Consider the following 21,720-nt stretch of genomic DNA (forward strand, 5'->3'; position numbering starts at 1 on the left):
GCCCCTATGGGTTATATACTGTAGCTTCTCTGGGTTTGGCGAGGTAGGCGCGGTTACGTCCTTCGCTCTTCGCACGGTAGAGGGCATGATCCGCCGCAGTAATCAGTTCGTCGTGGGTATGGCCGTGCTCGGGGAAGATTGCCACGCCAATCGAGGTGGTAATGTTAGGCAGACGTTGCCCTTCGTGGCCTAGATCAAGGTTACTGATCGCTTCACGCAGGTTATTGGCACGGCTGAGGGCATTTTCTTCAGTCATGCCAGGCATGATCAGCAGCATCTCTTCGCCGCCAAAGCGACAGGCGATGTCTTCACCACGTAAGCTCGTGCTGAGAAAGCGCCCCAGAATGCGCAATGTTGTATCGCCGGCATCATGCCCGAAGGTGTCGTTGATATGCTTGAAGTAATCAATGTCAAGCAGCATAATGCCCAGGGTGCGCTGATGGCGTTGCGCTTCAATCAATTTAGGGCCAAGGATTTCATTGACAAAACGCCGGTTGAAGAGCCCGGTTAACGGGTCGCGGATCGCCTGCTCACGCAGGTCTTCGCGCAGTTGCAGACTTGCCAGGGCGAGGGCGAGCAGATCCGCTGTACGAATTGCGAGCGAAAGTTCACGTGGCTCTTCCGCGTTGCCAGAACCCGGTTCTCCATACAGACACAGCAGGCCCGAGGGCTCACGGTTGGCGTGGAGTTGCACACAGAGCAACGGATCCCTGATCGGCAGACAATCAGCACAGGCCTGGGCCTTACCTTCATTGTTGGGATAGGCAAAACGGGTGTTGGTTTGCATCGCCGGGCAGGTTGAGGTAATCTGGTCAGGATACGTGTCATCCTGCTTGCCCCACGTGCCAACCCGGTGGTAGACCGCAGCCTTGTCCCTATGATGATAGAAGACACCGGCGTAGCCTTCGAAGATCTCTTGCAACAAAGGAATACTAACCGCATAGGCCTCTTCAAGGCTCTGGCTTTGCTGCAAACGGCTGCTGAGGCGATTGAGCAACTCCTGTTCCTTGACATCGCGGGCGAGTTGCTGATTCACCCGGCGCACTTCGGCCTCGGCCTGTTCGAGTTCAGCTACATGGCTTTCGAGATTGCCGATCAACTCGCGCAGGCGGGCCGTCATCCGGTTAAAGGCCACGGTGAGCGCACCTATCTCATCGTTGTGGCGGGGATGAGCAATCAGTTGCAAATCACCGGCGGCAATGCGGGTGGCCGTATCAGCCAGGCTCGCCAGCGGTTTGGCAATGCCTCGGGCGGCAAAGAGGGCCGAGATAAGCGCGAACAGCATAGCTGTCAGGGCAATCACGATAGTGAGTTGCAGAGTCGCGTAGATCGTCTGAAAAGCCTCGCGCTCTTCTTGTTCGGCCACGAGCACAAATTGCAGTGAGGGGAGCCAATGGTACACTCCGATGACACGTTGCTGGCGATAGTTGTCGTAGATCCCAGCCGCATTGGTCTGATCGCGGATCACCTGTTCCATAATCGGTGTATGCAGGCGCAAGATCTGGGTGCGGCGGTCGGCAAAGCGTGAGTCGGTGAGCAACAGGTAATTCGGTCCGACGAGATAGGTTTCACCGGTCTCCCCCAGGCCTGCTCGTTGCAGCATGATCTCGTTGAGCGTGCGGGCGCTTGCGCGTCCAACCAGCACGGCACGGGCGCGCCCTGCGACATCGTAGACGGGCTGCGAAACGACGACGGGGCTACTCAAGCCCTGGGCGGTCGCCGAGGAGAGGGATTGCACATAGGTGCCCTCGATGCCCCGCCAGAAATATTCTTGGAGCGAGTGAACCTGGCCCTCTTTCGCAGGATCCGTTGCCACCAGCGCACGACCTTGAGGATTCAGGAGCAAAACTTCTTCAAATAACCCGGTTGATGCGATAACGCCATCAAAATGAATTCGTAATTCGTTATATGATTCGGTATAGGCTGTCGAACCCGGTTCATTGGTCAGCAATGGTTCGATCAGGCGCGGCACTTGATGGGGATAGACGATTGCTCCCATATGGATGCGTAGGCTCTCGATCCATGCAACAATCTGTTCTTCTTTGAGGGTCGCAACGGACTCGAGCTGATTGACAACCTGTGCTTGGCCACCACGCAACCCCAGTAGCACCGAACTACCGCCAATCAAGAGCATCGGAAGCAAAACCAATAGCATGGAAGCTATGAGTAAACGATTCCGGATGGTGCCAAGGCGCAAGCCAGAAAAAAGGCTTGCGCCTTGGCTGGTCAGGTGCTTGAAACGGCCAGCAACGTGCTCCATAAAAGCCAAGGTCTTGCTAGTCTGTCCACAAAAGTTTTCGGTATCTGGCCGACAACGCATGTGGGCTGTGACAACGCATGTGGGCTGAGCTTGTCAAAGCCCACATGCATTGTAGCATACGTCGTGTACTGACTATTTTTTGGTCTCTGTATTGACAGGTTGCACCTCATGAATAATCACATGCATACTTTGCCACCATGAAGGTGGGTGAATGTAGGCATTGGAGGCACTGGGCCAGTTTTGCCAGTAGGTTTCATCAAAGGAGATCAGTTGCCTATATTGTACTAGAGGAATGAAGGGTAATTCTTCAAGCCAAATGGCACTGGCTTCAACAAAGAGTGGTTCGATGCGGGCATCGCCAAGTGGCAACGCGCCTATCGCGTCAACGAGGTCGCTGTAGGCCTCGTTGCTCCAGCGTACCTGGTTATTATAGTTGGTGACAGGTATCCCGATAGGTTGCGCCCAACGGGCGTGGTAGCGATTCATTGAGGCCCAGGGCTCGTTGATCGAGCCACAGCTATCCCAGTCAATCATGGCATCAAAGACACCATTGGTCTTGTGGTAGACCCATTCGTTATTGGTGAGGGCTTTGGAGGAGGCGTTGATCCCGACGGCTTTGAGCCGTGTGGCGATCAGCTCGGCGCTACGTTGCATCGTGGTCGAGGCTTCGTGAACGTGGATCGTCAGGCTCAGTTGGCTGCCGTCTTTTTCATAATACCCGTCGCTACCGAGGCTCCATCCCTGGCCCTCGATCAACTGGCGAGCTAGCTGAGGATTGTGTTGCATCAACGGGTACTGTTCATAGAGACCGGCCTGTTCGAGTAGCTGAACATAACGATCAAGCGGTGGATAGGCGGGGAAGAAGTGGCGTGATGCAGTAGTGGTTCCCTCATAGGCATCGGTGACAAGCTCCTGGCGATCAAGGGCATAGTTGACGGCCCAGCGCAGGTCTTTATCGCCCCAGGGTTGCTGGAGGGTATTGAATGAGAGTGTGCGTGAGCAGGGGTCGATCCACGAAAAGGGCACTCCATCGAGCCAGGTGACCAGGTTGGGCTTGAGTGCAGCGATGGCCTGATACTCTTCGAGGGTGACATTGCCAAGCGAATCGAGGTGTTCGACAGCCTGAGCCAAGTCTGCCTCCATATTAACGGACGTCCAGATAAGCCGTTTTGGTGCTGGTAAGGGCTTGAAGCCCGCCTCGACACCCCACCAGTCATCATCACGGACATAGACGAAGGTGATTTCGTTAAAGCTCTCGAGCACGTACGGCCCGGTAAAGACCGGCCAACCCTGGGCGGGATCATAGTTGGTAAACGTGTACGGATCTTTATCACGCCAGATATGCTCGGGGACGAGGTTGAAGCTGCCCCAGACTTTGACCGAGAAGAAGTCAAGCTGAAAGCGCGGATTGGGGGCGGTCAACTGGAAGCGTACGGTATGTTCGTCGACCGCTTCGACTGATTCGATCGAGTTGGTCAGACCCGCAAAGAAGTCGAGTTCGAGATCGGGATGTTCGAGCAAAAGATTGATACTAAAGACGACATCTTCAGACGTCAATCGCTCACCATCGCTCCAGCGTACCCCTTTACGCAGGGTCAACGTCCAGACATCCTGTTCTGGATTAGGATCCATACGCTCGCCGAGCCATGGCTCGATCACGCCACTCTCGTAGTTGAGGATAAAGAGGGGCTCGATCATCGCCTGATGCAACCCTTTATCGAGGCGCGCATTGCGGGCAAAGGGATTCCATTGTTCCGGCTCGTCAACATTACCCGAGAGCATATCAAAGATGACCGCCTGGGCACGCTCGGCTGGATCATTGATCAGTTCGGGAGGCAAATCAACCACGAAGGCGGCGGGCGAATCCTCGGCGGTGCTGACTAGGGCCTGCTGAGGGAGGCTTGTTGGTGCAATGCTTGTCGTCGAGCCACAGGCGGTGCTCACAAGGATAACCATAATGATGAGGATCCAACGGTGCGCATGCATAGCCATATAGGTGCTCCTCTTTTTGGCCCAGGATCGGGTATATTTTCAGTATAGTGAGAGGATGTACCAGTCTATTACCAGGGCGACCATACCAAGAAACGTGCGTATGATGACGAAAACGACCAGCAAAGCTGGTCGTTTTCGTCATCATACGCACGGGGATTGTTCGCGACAGCCGGCTACACCAATGCACGCTTCGTGGCGATGCGCAATGTGCGCTCTCAGGCGAGAAATGCGCCTATTGAGGTGTAAAACGGGACGGCAGCCTCGATCATTGGCACGTGGCCGCAGTTGTCGAGCAAGAGAAGCCCTGCATCAGGCAGGGTATTGGCGAGGGCCATCACTGCTGTTGGTGGAAAGAGCGGATCTTCGCGCCCACTCACAACCAACGTTGGTACCCGTACCTGTTCGGCGGCAACGATGACAATCGGATCACCTGAACTGCTTGCTGCTTCTAGGGCAACGCGCGGATCCATCGCGACTAGGTCTGCAACGCCGATCGCCATCGCAGCATAGGGGATCTCGTTCATGCGATAGACCACCTGTGAGGCCAGCATGATCGGCCAGGGCGGCGTCATCCACGCCATCTGCGTCCACGGTCGCAGCATCGTAAACCACGGCCCCCAGAGGCTCAGCCACGGTGCCCAGAGCGCGGCGTTCGTGCGGAGTTGGGTGTGCAGACCGGCAAAGACGCCCGCTTCGACTGAACTCCGCGGCAGCCCAAAGCTCGCCAGGATGGTCCGTGTTACCCGATCAGGCCGCGCCGCTGCTAGCAGCAAAGCAACCGCTGCCCCAAGTGAATGCCCACCGACCGTAACCTGCTCGAGGCCCAGAGCATCAATGGTCGCAAGGGCGCTGGCGGTCAACGTATCGAGCGTCGCCGGCGTTTTCGGTGGCGGTGACTCGCCAAACCCTGGCAGATCAAGCGCAATCAGATCGTGTTGTTCGGCCAATGTTGCAAACGCACCCATCCAATAGCGTGACGATCCACCCCATCCGTGGATCAGCAGCAAGGGCGAGCCTGTACCGGCACGTCGGTAAGCAAGGGGGCCAGTTGGCAGGTGGAGCCAGGAAACTTCGGGGAATTCCATCTTACTTCTTCTCTAGACGATCAATGATCGCCATCATGGTATGACTCTCGTCCGGAGCCAGCATCATCGTTGCAGCCAGGGCATTCGCTGTTTCGATACAGATCATAGAGGTGGATGCTTCATCAGCAAAATCAGGAATCTGCTCTGCCTTTGCGTGCCATGGGTTCCAGATCACCGTTGAATGACTGCCTTGCTTGGCGATTCTGATCGTGTGCCCTTGCACAGGATCTTCAAGGAAACACGTTGCGGTTGTGCCTTGATAAACCCGATCGATCTCTGCGCCAATGTTGACCGGCCCACTCTGGGTGTGGGTTTCATGCGTGACTTTATCAAAGTATGTAACGCCTTCAAGTCCTATGATGCCACACTGAGTTACATCAGTCACCTGAAAATAGCTGTGTAACGCGCCACTCCAGACAAAAGCTTCGGCATCCAGATTGGTGATCTTCAGCGCAACCTCCAGGTGTTTGCCAACTGTCACCGTTAGCGTTAAACGAAATGCATACGGCCACAGAGCCAGCGTTGTCTCGTCGTGGCTCAGGCTCAGTTGTAGCCACACGCCTGTCGCGTTGACGCCACTGCTATCTACCTGCCACCAGCGTTCACGCACAAAGCCATGCAGCGGTTTGCTAGGATCGCTGGGGTGCGCCCCAAACCAGGGCCAGCATATGGGGATGCCCCCATGTACCGGGGGGCGGTTGGCTTTGAGCGCTGCCTGACTGGCCCACAGCAAGGGTGGCCCCCCCACAGGCTGGTACGTCAACACCTGTCCTCGATACAACGCAACCGTCGCCGTACCCTCATCAGCCATGAGCCTGGCCGTGACCATCCCGCCTGGATCGTCAACAAACTCAACCCGTCCAGCAAGACCAAAACGTGCCTGCAAGCCTGTGCGATCCATACCCTATGCATTGCCTTTCAGTAGTCTGTCAACGAAGTTTTCCGACCCGCGGGCGGCCCGCCCGCTTCCGGAACAAAGCGGGCGGGCCGCCCGCGCTCCCAAATGGCACCCAACCACCCTTTTCAGACCGCTTGCAAGCGTTCGCATGCCCGACGTCAGCAACTTTGCGCCTTTGCGTCAAACAACTCGTCCTATGTACACAGGAAGGCCTCTAGTTCGGCTCGGGTTGGCGGGTTGGCCCCAGGGCGTGAGCAGGCAAGCGCAGCAGCAGCAGCCCCACGCCGCAAGGCTTCAGCCAGGTTTGCGCTGGGCATTTTGGTGAGGGTGTCGCGACTCAGCACTTCGGCGTCAGCCAGCGCAGCGAGCAACCCCGCGCTAAAGGTGTCGCCGGCTCCGACGGTGTCGGCTACCTGCACCTTGAACCCCGGTACATCGAGTTGTTCGACGCTATCGCCCTGTTGTCGCAAGGCCGTCACGCCTTCGCCACCACGCGTCAAGGCAACAACACAGGGGCCTGCCTCAAGTTGCGTGCGGGCATAAACGAGTGGATCGGTATCGGGGGCGAGCCAGGCAATATCGGCAGCACTCAGTTTGAGCAGATCGCACGCTGCGACTGCCTGGGCCACCGTAGCCCGGTAGCTTGCATCATCAGTGATCAGCCGTGGGCGCACATTGATATCGAGCGAAACCAGGGCACGTCCATGCAATGCCCGCGCTGCCGCCAGCGCTGCCGCCGGAGTTGTCCCGCGCAAGAGACTGATCCCGCCAAAATGGAGCAGGGCTGTTGTTTCGACCAGTTCGGGCGTGATATTCTCGGGTGTCAGCAACGTATCCGCTGCGGCAGTGCCATAAAACGTAAAAGCCGGTTCGCCATCCTCAATCGTTACAAATGCTAGGGTCGTGGGGGCTTCAACACTCGTCAGCCAGCGATCATTGATGCCTTCCTCGCGTACATGCGAGCGCAGGCGTCGGCCAAAATAGTCGTTGCCAACCTTGCTGACAAACGCCGTCGGCACCCCCATCCGCGCCAACCCGACCGCTACATTGAACGGCCCGCCCCCAGAATGCAAGCTAAAGCCAGTTATGGTACCATCCCGTTCAAGCGGCAAAAAGTCAACCAGGATTTCACCAAGACACACGAGCCAACGCTTCATCGAGTTGCTCCTTTGTTTGTGGGGTCAACGCTGGCGTGCCGTGCTCCCACAAGCGAGATTCCAGACTGGGTAACAGGATACCACAAGAAAACCTATGCACAACAATCCGGCCCTCACGACGCTGATCACGACTCTAGCGAGCATTTCGGCCCCGCCCGACGCAATCAATATGTATGCGGGTGACGATCCGCCTGGCAATGCGATCCGGCGGGCGAACCTGGCGCTTGCGTTGCACCTGGCGCAGCAACGTGGCCCTGATCTGATCATCGTCGGCGAGGCCCCGGGCTACCACGGGGCGCGGCGCACCGGGGTTCCCTTTACCAGCGAGCGCATCTTGCTGGCCGACGAAGGCCAATTTGGCGCTGCTCGAGGGTTTGCCCTGGCGACGAATGACGGTCGCATCAGTGCCGAACAGACTGCTACTCTGGTCTACCGCGAGCTTGCCGCGCTCGGTCTCTATGCCGTGGGCTGGAATGCCTACCCACTTCACCCACATCGTCCTGGCAACGATCAGAGCAACCGCTTGCCACGGGCCGCGGAACTGGCGCTCGGTCGGCCTTTGTTGAGGCAAATGCTTGCCCTCTTCCCAGGGGTACCGGTGGTCGCAATGGGGCGGGTCGCCGCCGCGATGCTGACAGCGCTTGAGGTGCCCCATCATGCCGTACGTCACCCCGCCCAGGGTGGCGCAGTTGCCTTTGCCGAAGGGTTAAAGGCTTTCACTTTGCGCAGGATGCCTGGGTAGTTTGTTGTTCCATGGCTATGGCTCGCGGTGCGCGGGCAGAGGGAGGGACGTCATGCGTTGGGTGTTCGTGCTGTTTCTCATCGGCTTTGGGTTTCCCCTGCTTGTGACGACTTCTGCATTGCTCACCGTGCCGTCAGGGGATGCACCGCTAGCACCGAAGTCTTCCTTCGCGGTGATAGATCGACGCTCGTATACGATGCCCGCTCTTCGCACGACCACTCTGCCCCAGGTGAGCGCTGGTGTCCGCAAAACCTGTGTGCTCAATCGTGTCGGTCAACTCTATTGCTGGGGCGCACATTCCGATGTGCCGAACGATCTCGGCCCGGTGCGCCAGGTCAGTGTTGGAGGAGGTGGGCATACCTGTGTGGTGGCGGACGACGGGAGACTGCGCTGTTGGGGCAATAACGGGTATGGTCAAGCAGAGGTGCCAGAGGATCTTGGCCCGGTGCGCCAGGTCAGCGCAGGGAACGCGCATACCTGTGCGGTAACAACAGCGGGTACGTTGCGTTGCTGGGGATGGAATCTGGGCGGCCAGACGATAGTGCCAGATGACCTGGGTCCGGTTAGTCAGGTCAGCGCGGGGTGGTTGCACACGTGCGTGGTGACGACGGTTGCTACCCTCCGCTGCTGGGGTAGCAATACCTCCGGCGAGACCACTGTTCCAGACAATCTTGGCCTGGCAAGCCAGGTCAGCGTAGGCTATGCACACACGTGCGCGGTGACGACAGCAGGCATGCTCCGCTGCTGGGGTAGCAACACGGATCAGTACGGCAATCCCAGCGGTCAGACCACCGTGCCAGAGGATCTGGGTGTGGTCAGTCTAGTCAGCACAGGTAGCTTGCACACGTGCGCGGTGACGATGGCAGGCCGCTTGCGTTGCTGGGGAGAGGACGTTTCTGGTCAGAGCACTGTACCAGAGGATCTAGGCGCAGTCGGTCAGGTGAGTGCGGGGGGCAACCACACGTGCGCACTGACGCACGATGGCTCCCTCCGTTGCTGGGGGGGAAACAATGACGGCCATGCAACGGTGCCGCATGACCTGGGTGCGGTCAGTCTTGTTAGTGCGGGCTATTTGCACACCTGCGCGGTGACGGCGGCGGGTGCGCTATCCTGTTGGGGTAGCAACACCAACAACGATTGGCTCGATAATCCGGTTGGACAGGCGACAGTACCGCCCGATTTGGGGGCAGTCAGCCAGGTAAGCGCGGGCTATTTGCACACCTGTGCCGTGACGACGGCGGGCACGCTCCGCTGTTGGGGCGATAGCGGTGCCGGTCAGGCGACGGTGCCACATGATCTGGGGGTGGTTAGCCAGGTTAGTGCGGGAGGTGAGCATACGTGCGTGGTGAAGACCGATGGTGCGGTGATGTGCTGGGGGTATAACGGATCTGGTCAGGCGACAGTGCCAGGCGATCTGGGGGCAGTCAGCCAGGTGAGTGCTGGAAGTCAGCACACCTGCGCAGTGACGACGGTAGGCACGTTGCGCTGTTGGGGGAACAATGCAGATAACCAGAGCACTGTACCGCCCGATCTGGGCTCGGTCAGCCAGGTCAGCGCGGGTTTTCAGTACACCTGCGCGGTGACGACGTTGGGTACGCTTCGTTGCTGGGGGGCAAACATTTCCGACCAGGCGACGGTGCCAGGCGACCTTGGCACGGTTAGCGCAGTCAGCGCCGGAGGCGGGCACACCTGCGTGGTCACGATGGCGGGCATGCTCCGTTGCTGGGGCGATAGCGGTGCCGGTCAGGCGACGGTGCCGGGGGATCTGGGCCAGGTTAGGCAGGTCAGCACAGGGGCGCAGCATACGTGTGCGGTGGCGGTGGATGGTGGGTTGCGTTGCTGGGGTGATAACAGAAGTGGCCAGACGACGATTCCTCGTGATCCGCTGCGGGTCATTGATCGTGAGGAACGGGTCTATCTCCCAGGTGTGTATCGGTAGTCCTTGCGCTTGGCCTTGAGCTGAAGCTCGATCTGAAAGCCAGGGATGGGGGCGCGACGTAAGGCTGCAGCACGCGCCAAGCGCGTGCTGCAGCCTTCTTCTTTATGCCGACGGGGTTGTACGCGGGGTCGTCGAGGGCCCTTGGGGTGGTGTACCTCGGTCGCGCACCGCATACGCGGTAGCAATATCGTCAATTGTCAGCAAACCACGAAATTCCTCGCCCTCGTAGGCGGCGAGCACTGGGGTGCTATGCTCGGCCATTGTTGCGCGGGCGACTTCCAGCGTTTCGCCAAAGGGAACGCGAACAATCTCGCGGCGCATGATCATCGTGATCCACATTTCGCCTCGTCCAGTTGCGATTGCAGCCTGAATATCGGTGCGCAGCACAATGCCAAGCACGCGCTCGCCTTGCAAGACCACTAGCGCCTGCTGGCGCGTTGCCTCGATCATGGCCGCCGCATCACTCACCCGCTGCCCGATCTGCAAACTGACGGGCTCACGGTTCAGCGCATCGGCAATGCTCAAATCATCGAGCACCCCGATGACATCGGTTGCCACCACCTCTTGGCGTGCGCCAAGGAAGATAAAGACGGCCACAGCAATCAGCAAGAAGTTGACACTCATGACCCCAACCACAGCCAGCAAGATAGCGATACCCTGCCCAATGGCCCCCGCGATGCGCGTCGCCCGCCGGTAGTCCATCAACATTGCCATAACCGAACGCAGCACCCGCCCGCCATCAAGCGGGAACGCCGGGATCATGTTGAAAATCGCCAGCAGCAGGTTTGCCTGGATCAGCCAGAGCACCATCCCATCGAATGAGGGTGTCCCAACCATGTTGACCATTGACTCGGCGGTCATTCGCGTTGCCAGGCCGCTAAAGATGGCGACGATGAGCAGGCCAAAGACAATCAACAGATTGACGATTGGTCCCATGATGGTGATCAACAGTTCGTGTCCGGGGCGCTGCACGGGCCGCCCGAGCACAGCTACGCCACCGATTGGTAACAGTTGAATCTCGCGTACCGGAATACCGAGCGCACGTGCGGTGAGAGCGTGCCCAAGCTCGTGCAGGAGTACACTGCTAAAAAGCAGGATCATCATCAATACACCAAAGAGCGCCCCAAAAAGACTTCCATTGCCCCAGATCAAAGCGCCTAGCGGCAACATCAGCAAAAAGGTTACATGAAGATTAAGATCAATGCCTGCAATACGTGCAATACGAAAACTCATACGCATTATTTTGCTTCTTTCTATGCTTCTGGCAAAGGGAGTCGCTTATCCTGACTCGCCTCACCACATGCTCAGTCTTGTCACACAATAGTTCCCTTTAAGGATAACGCTTTCATTGTCTCAGCGCAATAGCGGGCTTTCCCGAATCAAGAGGGGAAGAAGCCCTTAGCTGCGTCTTGCGCTGGAGCAAAGCCAGCTGAACTGGCTTTGCTCCAGCGCAAGACACGGCGGTTTCCGGGCTTTCGCCCTTTAATCTACCTAATAGCGCAAAATCAAGGCGATCCGCCCGTGTTGTTCGAGCGCACCATCTTCCACAAAGACCACGCGACCACCCATGCTCATCACCATCGTGATCGCCTCGTCAACCGCATCGTCGAGATGGTTTGGGCCACTCTCGCCTGTATCGGGCAACAGCTGGAAGCCAGTCTCGTCGAGGATGGCCGACTCGTGGTAGTTTTCTTCGACAAGCAGGGTTGCGCCACGGCCTTCACGCGCAAAGCGCCACACTTCACCGAGCGTCGAGGCACTACGCTGCCCACCTACGGCTGTGCCAAGCTCTTCCAGCACGCCATTGCGTCGCTCTGCCAGGCTTGCTTTGACTTCAGGCCAGACCAGTTTGCCCAATTCGTGTCCCGGTGTTGTGTCGTGGTTCCCTCGGACGGTTGCCACGATCTGGCTCGCGTTACTCGTGACCTCATTGAAGAAGGAGGCCCAGCGGTCAACGCCAACGACAGCAACGGGCAAAGGGTCTTCCTTCAAGACTTCGGTCAGCGCTTCATCAACGCTCCGGAAGAAGATCCGGTGGTGCTCATCGCGGAAACGCGAACTGTTGACTGCCGGATCGTTCGGCAACCCACTGCCTCCCCCCGGGCCACCGTGGGTCAGCGGAAAGCCGGCCACTCTGACTTCGTCCAGATCCTCGCGGGTAGCTTCAAAGAGCCGGGTCGGCTGCTCGCTCAGCACGACCACCCAGTAGCGCGGGGTACGGTTCATCGCAAAGACCATATCCCGCGTAAAGAAGGTCTCGTCGACGACCACCCGCTCAGGCAGTTCAAAGGGGACTTTATAGATGAAGCTCGTCTCGGCGTTGACAAAGATTGCCAACCCATCAAGCGTATGTGAAAAGTCTAAATCATTGATTGCGGCTTCAAGATTGGCGAGCAACTGGGCTACTTCGCGCTTGCCAAACTCGTCTTTCAAGCGCTCATTGGCCTCGCGGGTCAGATTCCTCAAACGAATCGGATCCTGCCGGTTGTCGGGCGAGGTGCGATGTGTAGGGAGCGTAATCGTTAGACACGGGTAGGTCACAATGTTCTGCAATTCAATAACATCACCACGATACATGGCTTCTCCTCACTATAACGAAATTCAAATCGAACGACGCTCTTGCTTTGGGAACAAAAAACGAGTACCAAGCTCAATTTCTATCGGCAAAAGCGCAAGTAGGATCAAAGGAATCCAGATCGGACTCAAGACAAAATAGAGGCCGAGCGGTAGAATGCCGAGAATAACGGCAAAAATCATTCGTCCCGCACTCCGCCATCCACTTGCCAGCACAACGCCGACCGTGGTCAGGGTGACAATGACACTATCACTACACGTATTCAGGGCAGGACGATTGTAGCATGAATTAAGTACTGATGGTACGGCAATGTCAAAGGGCACACCCTGAATTTCGAAGGTGGTTGGCAAGACCATCCTCCGCAAGATAAAGAGGGCTATGCCAGCAAGCAGAATGGTATAGGCAACCAGGATCCGTTGCGTAGAAATATTCATACAATCCAGGGAACCCTCAGACAGGCAACGCTTGGTTGCCCGTCTGAGGATTTGTATTAACCGACAACGACATTCACCAGTTTTCCTGGCACCACAATGAGCTTGCGGATCGTTTTGTCGCCGACATGTTCTTTGACCCGCTCGCTCTGCAACGCCACGTTACGCAACTGCGCTTCATCGGCATCAGCAGGTACGACGAGTTTGTCACGGATTTTGCCATTGACTTGCAAGACGATTTCGACTTCTTCTTCCGCTGCCAGGGCGGGGTCTGCCTTGGGCCAGGACTGTTGATGAATGCTATAACTGCGTTGCGTGCGTGCCCAGAGCTCTTCGGCGATATGGGGGGCGACCGGTGCGATCAAGCGCATTAACGTCTCGATCGCCTCGGCCCACGTGGGGGTTCTGCTCAACCCGGCTTCGCGGGCCTTGTAGAGTGCATTCGTAAACTCCATCAACGCAGCCACCATTGTATTGAACTTGAATTCTTTGATATCACGTTCAACGCGCATGATCGTCTGATGGAGTACCCGCTGCAATTGCCGCTCGGTGAACTCGCCTTCGCCTGACCGCTCGGGTTCTGGATTGAGCACAATGCGCCAGACGCGGTCGAGCCATCGGCGAATCCCCGGCACCCCATCGGTACTCCAGGGCACCGCAGCTTCGAAGTCCGAGATGAAGCATTCATAGCCCCGCAGCGCATCGGCCCCGTGGGTTGCGACGACTTCATCGGGGGTGATGACATTATTCTTGGACTTCGACATCTTTTCGATGACGATCTGCCCATCTACTTCACGGGGCGGGGCCAGGATCAGCCCCTGATTGCGCAGGCTCTGAAAGGGCTCGATAAAGGGGACAACCCCAATATCATAGAGGAACTTGGTCCAGAACCGGGCATAGAGCAGGTGCATGACGGCGTGTTCGGCCCCACCGACATACATATCGACGGGCAACCAGTAGGCCAGGTCCTCTTGGCGCGCCAGTTCGTGCGGATTCCGGGGGTCAACAAAACGCAGGAAGTACCACGACGAACAGGCAAAGGTGCCCATCGTGTCGGTTTCACGCCGTCCCTGTTGCCCATCGCTCAGGGTCACCTTGACCCACTCGTCAATCTGGGCCAGGGGCGACTCGCCGGTCGCTGTGGGTTCATAGTTTTCGACCCCTGGGAGGGTGACGGGCAACTGCTCATCGGTTTCCATCACCTCGAGGCCATCGGCACGGTGAATGATCGGAATGGGGGTGCCCCAGTAGCGCTGGCGACTGATCAACCAGTCGCGCAGTTTGTAATTGTGGCGGGCCTTGCCCTTCCCTTCAGCCTCAAGCAGTGCAATCGTCCGACTGATGGCTTCGTCACCAGGCAGGCCATTGATTGACCCCGAGTTGATCGGTACCCCGGTCTCATCGTGATAGAGCAGGTCGCGGTACGCTGGTATCGTCGTCAGATAGGCCATCACGGTTGGCAGATCGTTGCGTTCCAACGCGGTGCTGATCCGTGCGGCTAGTTGCTGATCCGCTTCAACCGAGTCAAAGGCGACGATTGCATCGGGAAAGATGAACTTCCACCCGCTCCCCGCGATTTCGGTCCATCCATTGAACAACGCCGGTTGCACCAGGTGGGCATACGCCTCGGCCTGCGCCCCGGTCAGGTCAACGACCAGATCACCATCCTGTTCACTGAACTGATACCCCGCCGCACGCAACTGGTTTGGCAGATCCTCAGCATAGGTTCCCCAGCGCACCACCGAACGGGCGGCATCGTCGGGTCGCTGAATCACCGGGATGATCGGCAAGCCAAATTTCAGCGCAAAAGCGAAGTCGCGCTCGTCGTGGGCGGGTACCGCCATAATCGCGCCGGTGCCATACCCCATCAAGACATAGTCGGCGACCCAGATGGGAATCTCGGCCCCGTTCACCGGATTCACCGCATAACTGCCGGTAAAAACGCCGGTCTTCTCTTTCTCTTCGACGGGCACAGGCGCACTGGCATTGGTGTTGGCCTGCGCAACATAGGCCTCGACGGGAGCCTGCTGTGTCGGCGTAGTCAGCTTGGCGACCAGCGGGTGTTCGGGCGACAGCACCATAAAGGTGGCCCCCCACAACGTATCGGGTCGCGTCGTAAAGACGATCAATTCGTCGCCCGCCACTGTTTTGAAGCTAACCTCAGCCCCGACCGAGGCCCCGATCCAGTTGCGCTGCATCGTGACAATGCGGCTAGGCCAGTCAACGGTATCAAGGTCGCGATCCAGGCGGTCGGCGTAGGCCGTCGTGCGGAAAAACCACTGTTTCAGCGTGCGGCGCTCGACCAGGGCCCCACTCCGCCAGGCGCGCCCATCGGGGCCGACCTCTTCATTCGCCAGCACCGTTTTGTCAACAGGGTCCCAGTTGACGGTTGCTTCGCCACGATAGGCCAACCGGAAACGCTTGAGGATCGCTTGCCGTTCGAGGGGTGTCGTCGCCTGCCATGCTTCCGCCGTAACCCCACGCTCTGACAAGGGCAACCCCAGGCGCGAGGTGCCATACGCCGTTAATTCCGCCTCCAGTTCAGCAATCGGACGGGCCTGATCGACGCGTGGATCGTACCAATGGTCGTAGAGACGCAAAAAGATCCACTGGGTCCAGTGATAATAGTCTGGCTCAGACGAAGTAATTTCACGGCTCCAGTCATAACTGGCCCCGATCAGATTCATCTGGCGTTTGTAGTTGGCGGCGTAACGGCGGGTCAAGACCGAGGGATTGGTCTTGGTCTTGATCGCCTGGTTTTCGGTGGGCAACCCGAAGGCATCCCATCCCATCGGATGCAGGACGTTATAGCCTTTCATCCGATAATAGCGCGCTACCACATCAGTGGGTACATAATTGCGGCAATGGCCGACACTCAAGCCCTCACCCGACGGGTAGGGATAAAAATCGAGCACATAATACTTGGGGCGTTCATCAGCCGGGTCGGTTCGATAGAGATCATCATCCGCCCAGCGTGCCTGCCACTTTGACTCGATGGCCGTCGGATCATAACGTTCGTGCAACATTTTCTCGGGCTGTGCATCTTTCATGCGGTCACACTCCTCAAGGGTTGAGCAGAATTGGTGGCACCTACGACGAATTGGCATGAGTGATCATAGGCTGTAAGGCCACTAAGGTCAGGTTCTGACATGGTGCTCACCCCCTTTCGGAACGTTGTACAATGGTGCTCATTATAGCATAGGACGGTTTGTCGGCCTCATAGAATGCTTGCCTTTAGGCGCGGAAACCCACGAGCTTTAGCCGTGGGAGGAGCGCCCCGCTTGAGCGGCTTTAGCCCTGAGTTGCACGGGTGTTCGCTATGTAGTATACTTCTCATATTATGAGGCTCACAATCCAACTGAAGTTGCAGCCGACTCCTGAGCAAGCTGACGCTTTGCAGCGCACGCTTGAGCGGGCGAATGAGGCGTGTAACGCGATGAGTCTGACGGCATGGGAGACCAAGACCTTTCGGCAGTTTGCGGTTCACAAGCTGGTGTACCAGGACACCCGCGAGGCGTTCGGGCTTGCCGCGCAAATGGTGGTGCGGTGCATTGCGAAGGTAGCGGATGCCTACAAGCTGGATCGCAAGGTTCAGCGCACGTTTCGCCCACACGGTGCGATGGCCTACGATGATCGCATCCTGTCCTTCCACCGCGGCAAGCAGGAAGTCTCGATCTGGACGCTCGACGGGCGGCAGGCGATCCCGTTCCTCTGCGGCGATAGGCAACGCCCGTTGCTCGCTTCGCAGCGGGGCGAGACGGATCTGGCGCTGGTCAACGGCGCGTGGTATCTGTTCGCTGGGTGCGAGGTTGAAATACCCGACCCTGGCGACGTGGAAGGCGTGATGGGCATTGACCTGGGGGTGACCAATATTGCGGTAGATAGCGACGGCGAGACCCATTCCGGCAAGGCGATCAAGAACGTGCGCTATCGGCATCGGAGCTTGCGGCGCAAGCTCCAGCGGAAACGGACCCACGGTGCCCGCCGCCGCTTGCGAAAGCTCGTAGGGCAGGAATACCGCTTTGCGACATGGGTAAACCACAACCTCTCCAAACGGATTGTTGCGAAGGCCGAAGGCACGAAGCGGGCGATAGCGTTGGAGGATCTGACGCATATTCGCACGCGGATAACGGCTCGCAGGTCGCAGCGCGCAACACTCCATAGCTGGGCCTTTGCGCAGTTGCAGGCCTTTATCGTCTACAAGGCAGCGATGTGCGGGGTTCCTGTCCATCGGGTTGATCCTCGGAATACCTCTCGTACCTGTCCTATGTGCGGTTGTATTGACAAGGCCAACCGCAAAACCCAGGCTTCGTTTGTCTGCACATCTTGTGGCTTCGCTGGGCCAGCAGATGTGATCGCGGCGGTCAATATTGGCCGCCGGGCGCCTGTAAGTGCGCCATGCTACCCGGCTGCCGACTCGTCGGTAGTGCAGGGTAAAGCCCAAGAGCTTTAGCCTTGGGTAGCTTACTCGGAAGGTCTATCTATGCACCTACGGGTGGCGTAGCGAGTCGACCATGGCCTCGATCTCGGGCGAGGGTGGGGTATCGAGCCGGCTGACGATCCAGGTCACCAGGGCATTGATGGGGATGCCAAAGATGCCGGCTGCACTACTACTAATGCCCAGAAGGGTCCAATCTGGCAGGATCGAGGTGAGGGCCATATACCCTGCCGTGACGATCAAGCCACTCAGCATCCCTGCTGCTGCCCCACGACTTGTGGCTCTCTTCCAGAAGATGCCCATGACCAGAATAGGAAAGAACGTAGCGGCTGCGAGCGAGAAGGCCCAGGCAACCATCTGGACAATGATGGCGAGACGTTGCAACGCGGTGAGCGTCGCCAGCACTGCGGCCACCAGAATCATAATGCGCCCAAGCCAGAGCCGTTCGCGCAACGAGGCTTTGGGGTTGAGGGTGCGGTGGTAAATATCATGCGCCACCGCTGCCGCAATGACCATCAATAGTCCGTCAGCTGTCGAGAGGGCCGCCGCCATGCCCCCGGCGGCCACCAGGGCCACCACCGTCGTCGGTAAACCGGCAATCTCGGGCGTTGCGAGCACGATCAGATCTGGGTCGATCCGCAATTCGCCGTATTGGAGGCGGTTGTCATTGCTATTTTCGTCGGACGGATCTTCGCTGATCGTCAACAACCCGGTCTGCGCCCAGTTTTCGGCCCATTCAGGCAGCTCGGCAATGGGGCGTCCCACAACATCCTGCAGGATCTCCCAGCGTGAAAAGGCGGCATAAGCCGGTGCAGTGAGGTACAGCACCGCAATCCAGACGAGTGCCCACGCAACACTACTGCGACTCTGATGCACGTCGGGTACCGTATAAAAGCGGGTCAGAATGTGGGGCATGCCCGCTGTGCCTACCATCAGGCAGATCGTGAGCGCAATAAAGTTGAGCGGTGACCAGTCGTTGAATGGTTCGATATAACTTGACGTAATACCCTGCTCGGCTTCGAGGCGGATAATATTTTGCAGCGCTTCGCCGTACATCAACTGGGGGATAGGAACCCCGGTCAATTTGAGCGAGAGCCAGGTCACTGGCACGAGATAGGCCACAACCATGATAATACCCTGCACCCCCTGGGTCCAGGTAATCGCTTTCATCCCCCCCAGAAACGAGCAGAGCAGCACAGCCGAGAGCCCGACGATGACGCCGAGCATATAGTTGATGCCGAGGAATCGGCTCATGATGATCCCTATCCCCGTCACCTGTGCGGTCAGATAGGTAAAGCTGATGATGATGCAGATAATTGCCCCGAGCACGCGGGTGGCGCTGCCTGGATAGCGTGCGCCAATGAAATCAGGAATGGTGAATTGTCCAAACTTGCGCAAATAGGGTGCGAGCAAAAGCACGAGCAAGACAAAGCCGCCTGTCCAGCCGGTGATATAGGCTAGGCCCTCGTAGCCGAGCAAGAAGAGCGCCCCGGCCATACTGATAAACGAAGCCGCACTCATCCAGTCCGAGCCGGTTGCCAGGCCGTTGAGCAGGGCTGGCACGCGCCGTCCAGCGACATAATATTCATCAAGTTGCTCGGTTCGCGCACGTAGCCCGATCACCGCATAGACGCCGATGGTGAGCAAGAGAAAGAACCAACTGATTGCGCCTGGCGGCAAAGTGTAGATCTCATCAAGCAGGCTTACGACCCCGATCAGCGCAAGAAACCCGAGCGTAAAGCCGAGATATGCCATCAGCAGACGATTGCGGTAATGACGTTGTGCCGCGCTTTCGGGCGGGCTCATGCCAAAGCGACGATCGAGTTTCCGCATACGCAGGGTATAGCCAAAGGTCAGGCCAATGAAGATAATGAGGGCACCCTGACTCTGCATATAATAGCCGAGCGGAAAACCCGTGAGTACCGTCACCTGATTGAGCATGGGGGCAAAGATTGCTGGCAGGAGAAAACTTGCCAGCCAGATCAGCAACAATGGCCCGATCAACGTCAGATTAGTCTTCCAGTAGATCCCAAGCCACGGCGGCGCACGGTAGCCAGCCAATTCCTCCTCTTGAACATCCTCTTGAACGCTACTCTCTGGCGTGCTTGCTACGTCTGGCTCGGGTTGCGGTCGAATAGGCATGCCGCTTTCGCGTGAGAGATCGTGCATATCTCGGATACGTTCCATCGGGGGGAAGATCCGGTGCATCGTAAGGAAGGCCACGGCCAGTGCACTGACGACGATCAAAAAGACGTGCCAGAGTTCCAGCGTGATCAGTTCGCTCATGGTGCCTCGACTGTGCCTGGTTGGCGTGCAGGTTGCAACAGGGCTTCTGAGGCGCCCGGCGGCAGGGGCAGCGTAAACGAGATGGTTGTGCCGGTGCCCGGCCCTGCACTTTCGGCCCAGATCTCACCACCCTGAACATCAATCAGGTGGCGCACAATCGCTAGGCCGATACCGTTGCCCCCGCTTTGGCGTGCGCGTGATTTATCGACGCGGTAGAATCGTTCAAAGACATGGGGCAGATGCTCGGCGGCGATGCCTACGCCGGTATCTTGCACTGATACTTTGACCATCGGGTTGGCATAGACGGCCCGTACCGTTACCTTGCCCCCGCTGGGCGTGTACCGGAAGGCATTCGAGAGCACATTGATCATCACCTGATCAATGCGATCAGGATCGCTCCAGACTGAAGGCAGGTAGGCCTCGACATCGAGTTCCATTTCGACCTGGTTGGCCTGGAAGATCGGCTCAAAATGGGTCATGACCCCCTGCAACAAGGTGCGCAGATTCATGCTGCGCGCCACCACGGGGATCTGGCCCGCTTCGACGCGTGAGAGTAGTTCGAGGTCTTCAATCAGGCGTTGGAGGCGATTTGATTCGTGGAGAATCAGGTTGAAGGTTTGCGGCTCAGGTTTGATGACGCCATCGAGCAACCCTTCCATATACCCACTGATCGTCGCGAGTGGGGTGCGCAATTCGTGGGTCACATCGGCGAGCAGCGCCAGGCGCCGTTGCTCGGTACGGTCAAGGGTGTCGGCCAATTGATTGACACTCTGTGATAATTGGGCGATCTCATCGTCACTTGAGATCCGTGTCCGTTCACGATAAAAGCCCTGAGCCAGGCGTCGGCTGACCGTCGAGAGCGTGTAGAGTGGCTCCACGATGCGTTTGGAAACAAACAGGCTGACGATCACCGCAGCCGTCAGTGCGGCAAAGCCACTGATCAACAGTGCTTGCTGCAAAACGGTTTGAAACTGCTGCAACAACGGGGTCTGCACGTTTTCGGCTGCTGCTGGATCGCGCAGCGGGCCTGTTTCCGCCGCTGCTGCCCCAAGCGTGAGAGGGGCGACTTCTACCAGCCCGACACGAGCCAGGAAGAGCGCCGTGGCGATCAAGACAACATCAGCAATCACCACAATGATTAAATGCGATGCAAAGAGTTTCCAGCGTAACTGATGATGCCATCTCATCGTATCCCACCGACAAATTTATAGCCAACCCCACGTACGGTCTGGACTACAGGGGCTTCATGCGGGCCACATTCTTCGAGTTTCCGGCGGAGGGTGCCGACATGCACATCAACGACCCGATCAATGCCCGCAAAATCGGCCCCCCAGATGCGTTGCAACAGTTCTTCACGGGTAAAGACGCGCCCCGGATAACTCGCCATCACATAGAGGAGATCAAATTCACGCGGTGTCAATTCGACCATGGTCTCGCCATGTTGCACCTCGCGGCGTTCGGGGTCAATGCTAAGCACCCCAAACTGGAGTGCTGGGCGTTCGGCGCTCTTTTCCTGGGGCATCCGCGAACGCCGCAGAATCGCCTTGACACGGGCGACGAGTTCACGCGGGCTGAAGGGTTTCGTCAGGTAATCGTCGGCCCCGACCGAAAGCCCAATCAATTTGTCAACCTCGTCAGTGCGAGCGGTCAGCATCAATACATAGACTGATGTCTCTTGATGCAAACGTCGACAGACTTCGATGCCATCGATGCCGGGCAGCATGACGTCTAGGATGACCAGGTCGGGCCGTATCGCACGGGCTAGCGTCAGCGCTGATGGGCCATCAAAGGCACGCTGGATCGCAAATCCCTCAGCAGTCAGATAGCTCGCCACCAGATCGACAATGGGCTGCTCGTCGTCTACGACCAGGATCGTCGCTGCATCCATCGCAGCACCTCCCTAGCGCCTCAGGTAGG

Annotated in this window: 15 protein-coding genes; 3 read left to right on the forward strand and 12 right to left on the reverse strand. The window is 57.9% G+C overall.

Translation table 11 applies throughout. The annotated features are described in order from the left end of the window. Nucleotides 1–4 precede the first annotated feature (4 nt). The 5 genes from A9Q02_RS17040 to A9Q02_RS17060 form a co-directional block, all read right to left on the reverse strand. Entirely contained in the window at nt 5–2,134 is a 2,130-nt protein-coding gene (locus A9Q02_RS17040) for a diguanylate cyclase (protein WP_245860627.1), read from the reverse strand. A gap of 258 nt (nt 2,135–2,392) precedes the next feature. Next, a complete protein-coding gene (locus A9Q02_RS17045) occupies nt 2,393–4,252 on the reverse strand; it encodes an ABC transporter substrate-binding protein (protein ID WP_097654287.1) in 1,860 nt (619 codons plus the stop codon). 215 nt (nt 4,253–4,467) lie between these two features. Then, entirely contained in the window at nt 4,468–5,337 is an 870-nt protein-coding gene (locus A9Q02_RS17050; RefSeq protein ID WP_097654288.1) for an alpha/beta fold hydrolase, read from the reverse strand. A gap of 1 nt (nt 5,338) precedes the next feature. Further along, entirely contained in the window at nt 5,339–6,238 is a 900-nt protein-coding gene (locus A9Q02_RS17055; RefSeq protein ID WP_097654289.1) for a D-hexose-6-phosphate mutarotase, read from the reverse strand. A 191-nt stretch (nt 6,239–6,429) separates the two neighbouring features. After that, nucleotides 6,430–7,392, reverse strand: coding sequence for a carbohydrate kinase family protein (locus A9Q02_RS17060; protein ID WP_097654290.1), 963 nt, complete (start codon nt 7,390–7,392; stop codon nt 6,430–6,432). A 94-nt stretch (nt 7,393–7,486) separates the two neighbouring features. Here A9Q02_RS17060 and A9Q02_RS17065 point away from each other — a divergent pair, with 94 nt between their 5' ends. Both A9Q02_RS17065 and A9Q02_RS17070 read left to right on the forward strand, forming a co-directional pair. Further along, the gene (locus A9Q02_RS17065; RefSeq protein WP_097654291.1) at nt 7,487–8,134 is read left to right on the forward strand and encodes a uracil-DNA glycosylase; all 648 of its coding nucleotides are present in this window, start codon (nt 7,487–7,489) and stop codon (nt 8,132–8,134) included. Between the two features lie 52 nt (nt 8,135–8,186). Continuing rightward, nucleotides 8,187–10,073: an RCC1 domain-containing protein gene (locus A9Q02_RS17070; protein WP_097654292.1), complete on the forward strand. Its 1,887-nt coding sequence runs from the start codon at nt 8,187–8,189 to the stop codon at nt 10,071–10,073. A 102-nt stretch (nt 10,074–10,175) separates the two neighbouring features. Here A9Q02_RS17070 and A9Q02_RS17075 read toward each other — a convergent pair whose 3' ends face one another. From A9Q02_RS17075 to A9Q02_RS17090, 4 genes are all read right to left on the reverse strand, one after another. Continuing rightward, nucleotides 10,176–11,306: a site-2 protease family protein gene (locus tag A9Q02_RS17075; protein WP_172451079.1), complete on the reverse strand. Its 1,131-nt coding sequence runs from the start codon at nt 11,304–11,306 to the stop codon at nt 10,176–10,178. Nucleotides 11,307–11,564: 258 nt separating this feature from the next. Further along, on the reverse strand, nt 11,565–12,650 hold the full coding sequence (locus A9Q02_RS17080; protein WP_097654294.1) for an AOC03_06830 family ribosome hibernation factor: 1,086 nt from the start codon (nt 12,648–12,650) through the stop codon (nt 11,565–11,567). 24 nt (nt 12,651–12,674) lie between these two features. Further along, nucleotides 12,675–13,082, reverse strand: a complete 408-nt coding sequence (locus A9Q02_RS17085) for a hypothetical protein (RefSeq protein ID WP_172451081.1) — start codon at nt 13,080–13,082, stop codon at nt 12,675–12,677. A 56-nt stretch (nt 13,083–13,138) separates the two neighbouring features. Then, nucleotides 13,139–16,129, reverse strand: coding sequence for a leucine--tRNA ligase (locus A9Q02_RS17090; RefSeq protein ID WP_097654296.1), 2,991 nt, complete (start codon nt 16,127–16,129; stop codon nt 13,139–13,141). A gap of 290 nt (nt 16,130–16,419) precedes the next feature. Between A9Q02_RS17090 and A9Q02_RS17095 the strand changes: the two genes are divergently transcribed. Then, nucleotides 16,420–17,532 (forward strand): RNA-guided endonuclease InsQ/TnpB family protein, encoded by a 1,113-nt coding sequence (locus tag A9Q02_RS17095; protein WP_097654297.1) that lies wholly within the window; start codon nt 16,420–16,422, stop codon nt 17,530–17,532. Between the two features lie 36 nt (nt 17,533–17,568). On the opposite strand, the gene A9Q02_RS17100 is transcribed toward A9Q02_RS17095, so the two are convergent. Genes A9Q02_RS17100 through A9Q02_RS17110 form a run of 3 tightly spaced genes read right to left on the reverse strand, consistent with a single transcriptional unit; the run spans nt 17,569 to nt 21,691 of the window. After that, nucleotides 17,569–19,803 (reverse strand): VC_2705 family sodium/solute symporter, encoded by a 2,235-nt coding sequence (locus A9Q02_RS17100; RefSeq protein WP_097654298.1) that lies wholly within the window; start codon nt 19,801–19,803, stop codon nt 17,569–17,571. After that, nucleotides 19,800–20,990 carry a sensor histidine kinase gene (locus tag A9Q02_RS17105; RefSeq protein ID WP_097654299.1) on the reverse strand — a complete coding sequence of 397 codons (1,191 nt, stop codon included), beginning with the start codon at nt 20,988–20,990 and terminating at the stop codon, nt 19,800–19,802. The genes A9Q02_RS17100 and A9Q02_RS17105 overlap by 4 nt, the downstream gene beginning before the upstream one ends. Further along, complete coding sequence (locus tag A9Q02_RS17110; protein WP_097654300.1) at nt 20,987–21,691, reverse strand: response regulator transcription factor; 705 nt, start codon at nt 21,689–21,691, stop codon at nt 20,987–20,989. Before A9Q02_RS17110 ends, A9Q02_RS17105 begins: the two co-directional genes overlap by 4 nt. Nucleotides 21,692–21,720 lie beyond the last annotated feature (29 nt).

The organism is Candidatus Chloroploca asiatica, from assembly GCF_002532075.1.
Lineage (GTDB): Bacteria > Chloroflexota > Chloroflexia > Chloroflexales > Chloroflexaceae > Chloroploca > Chloroploca asiatica.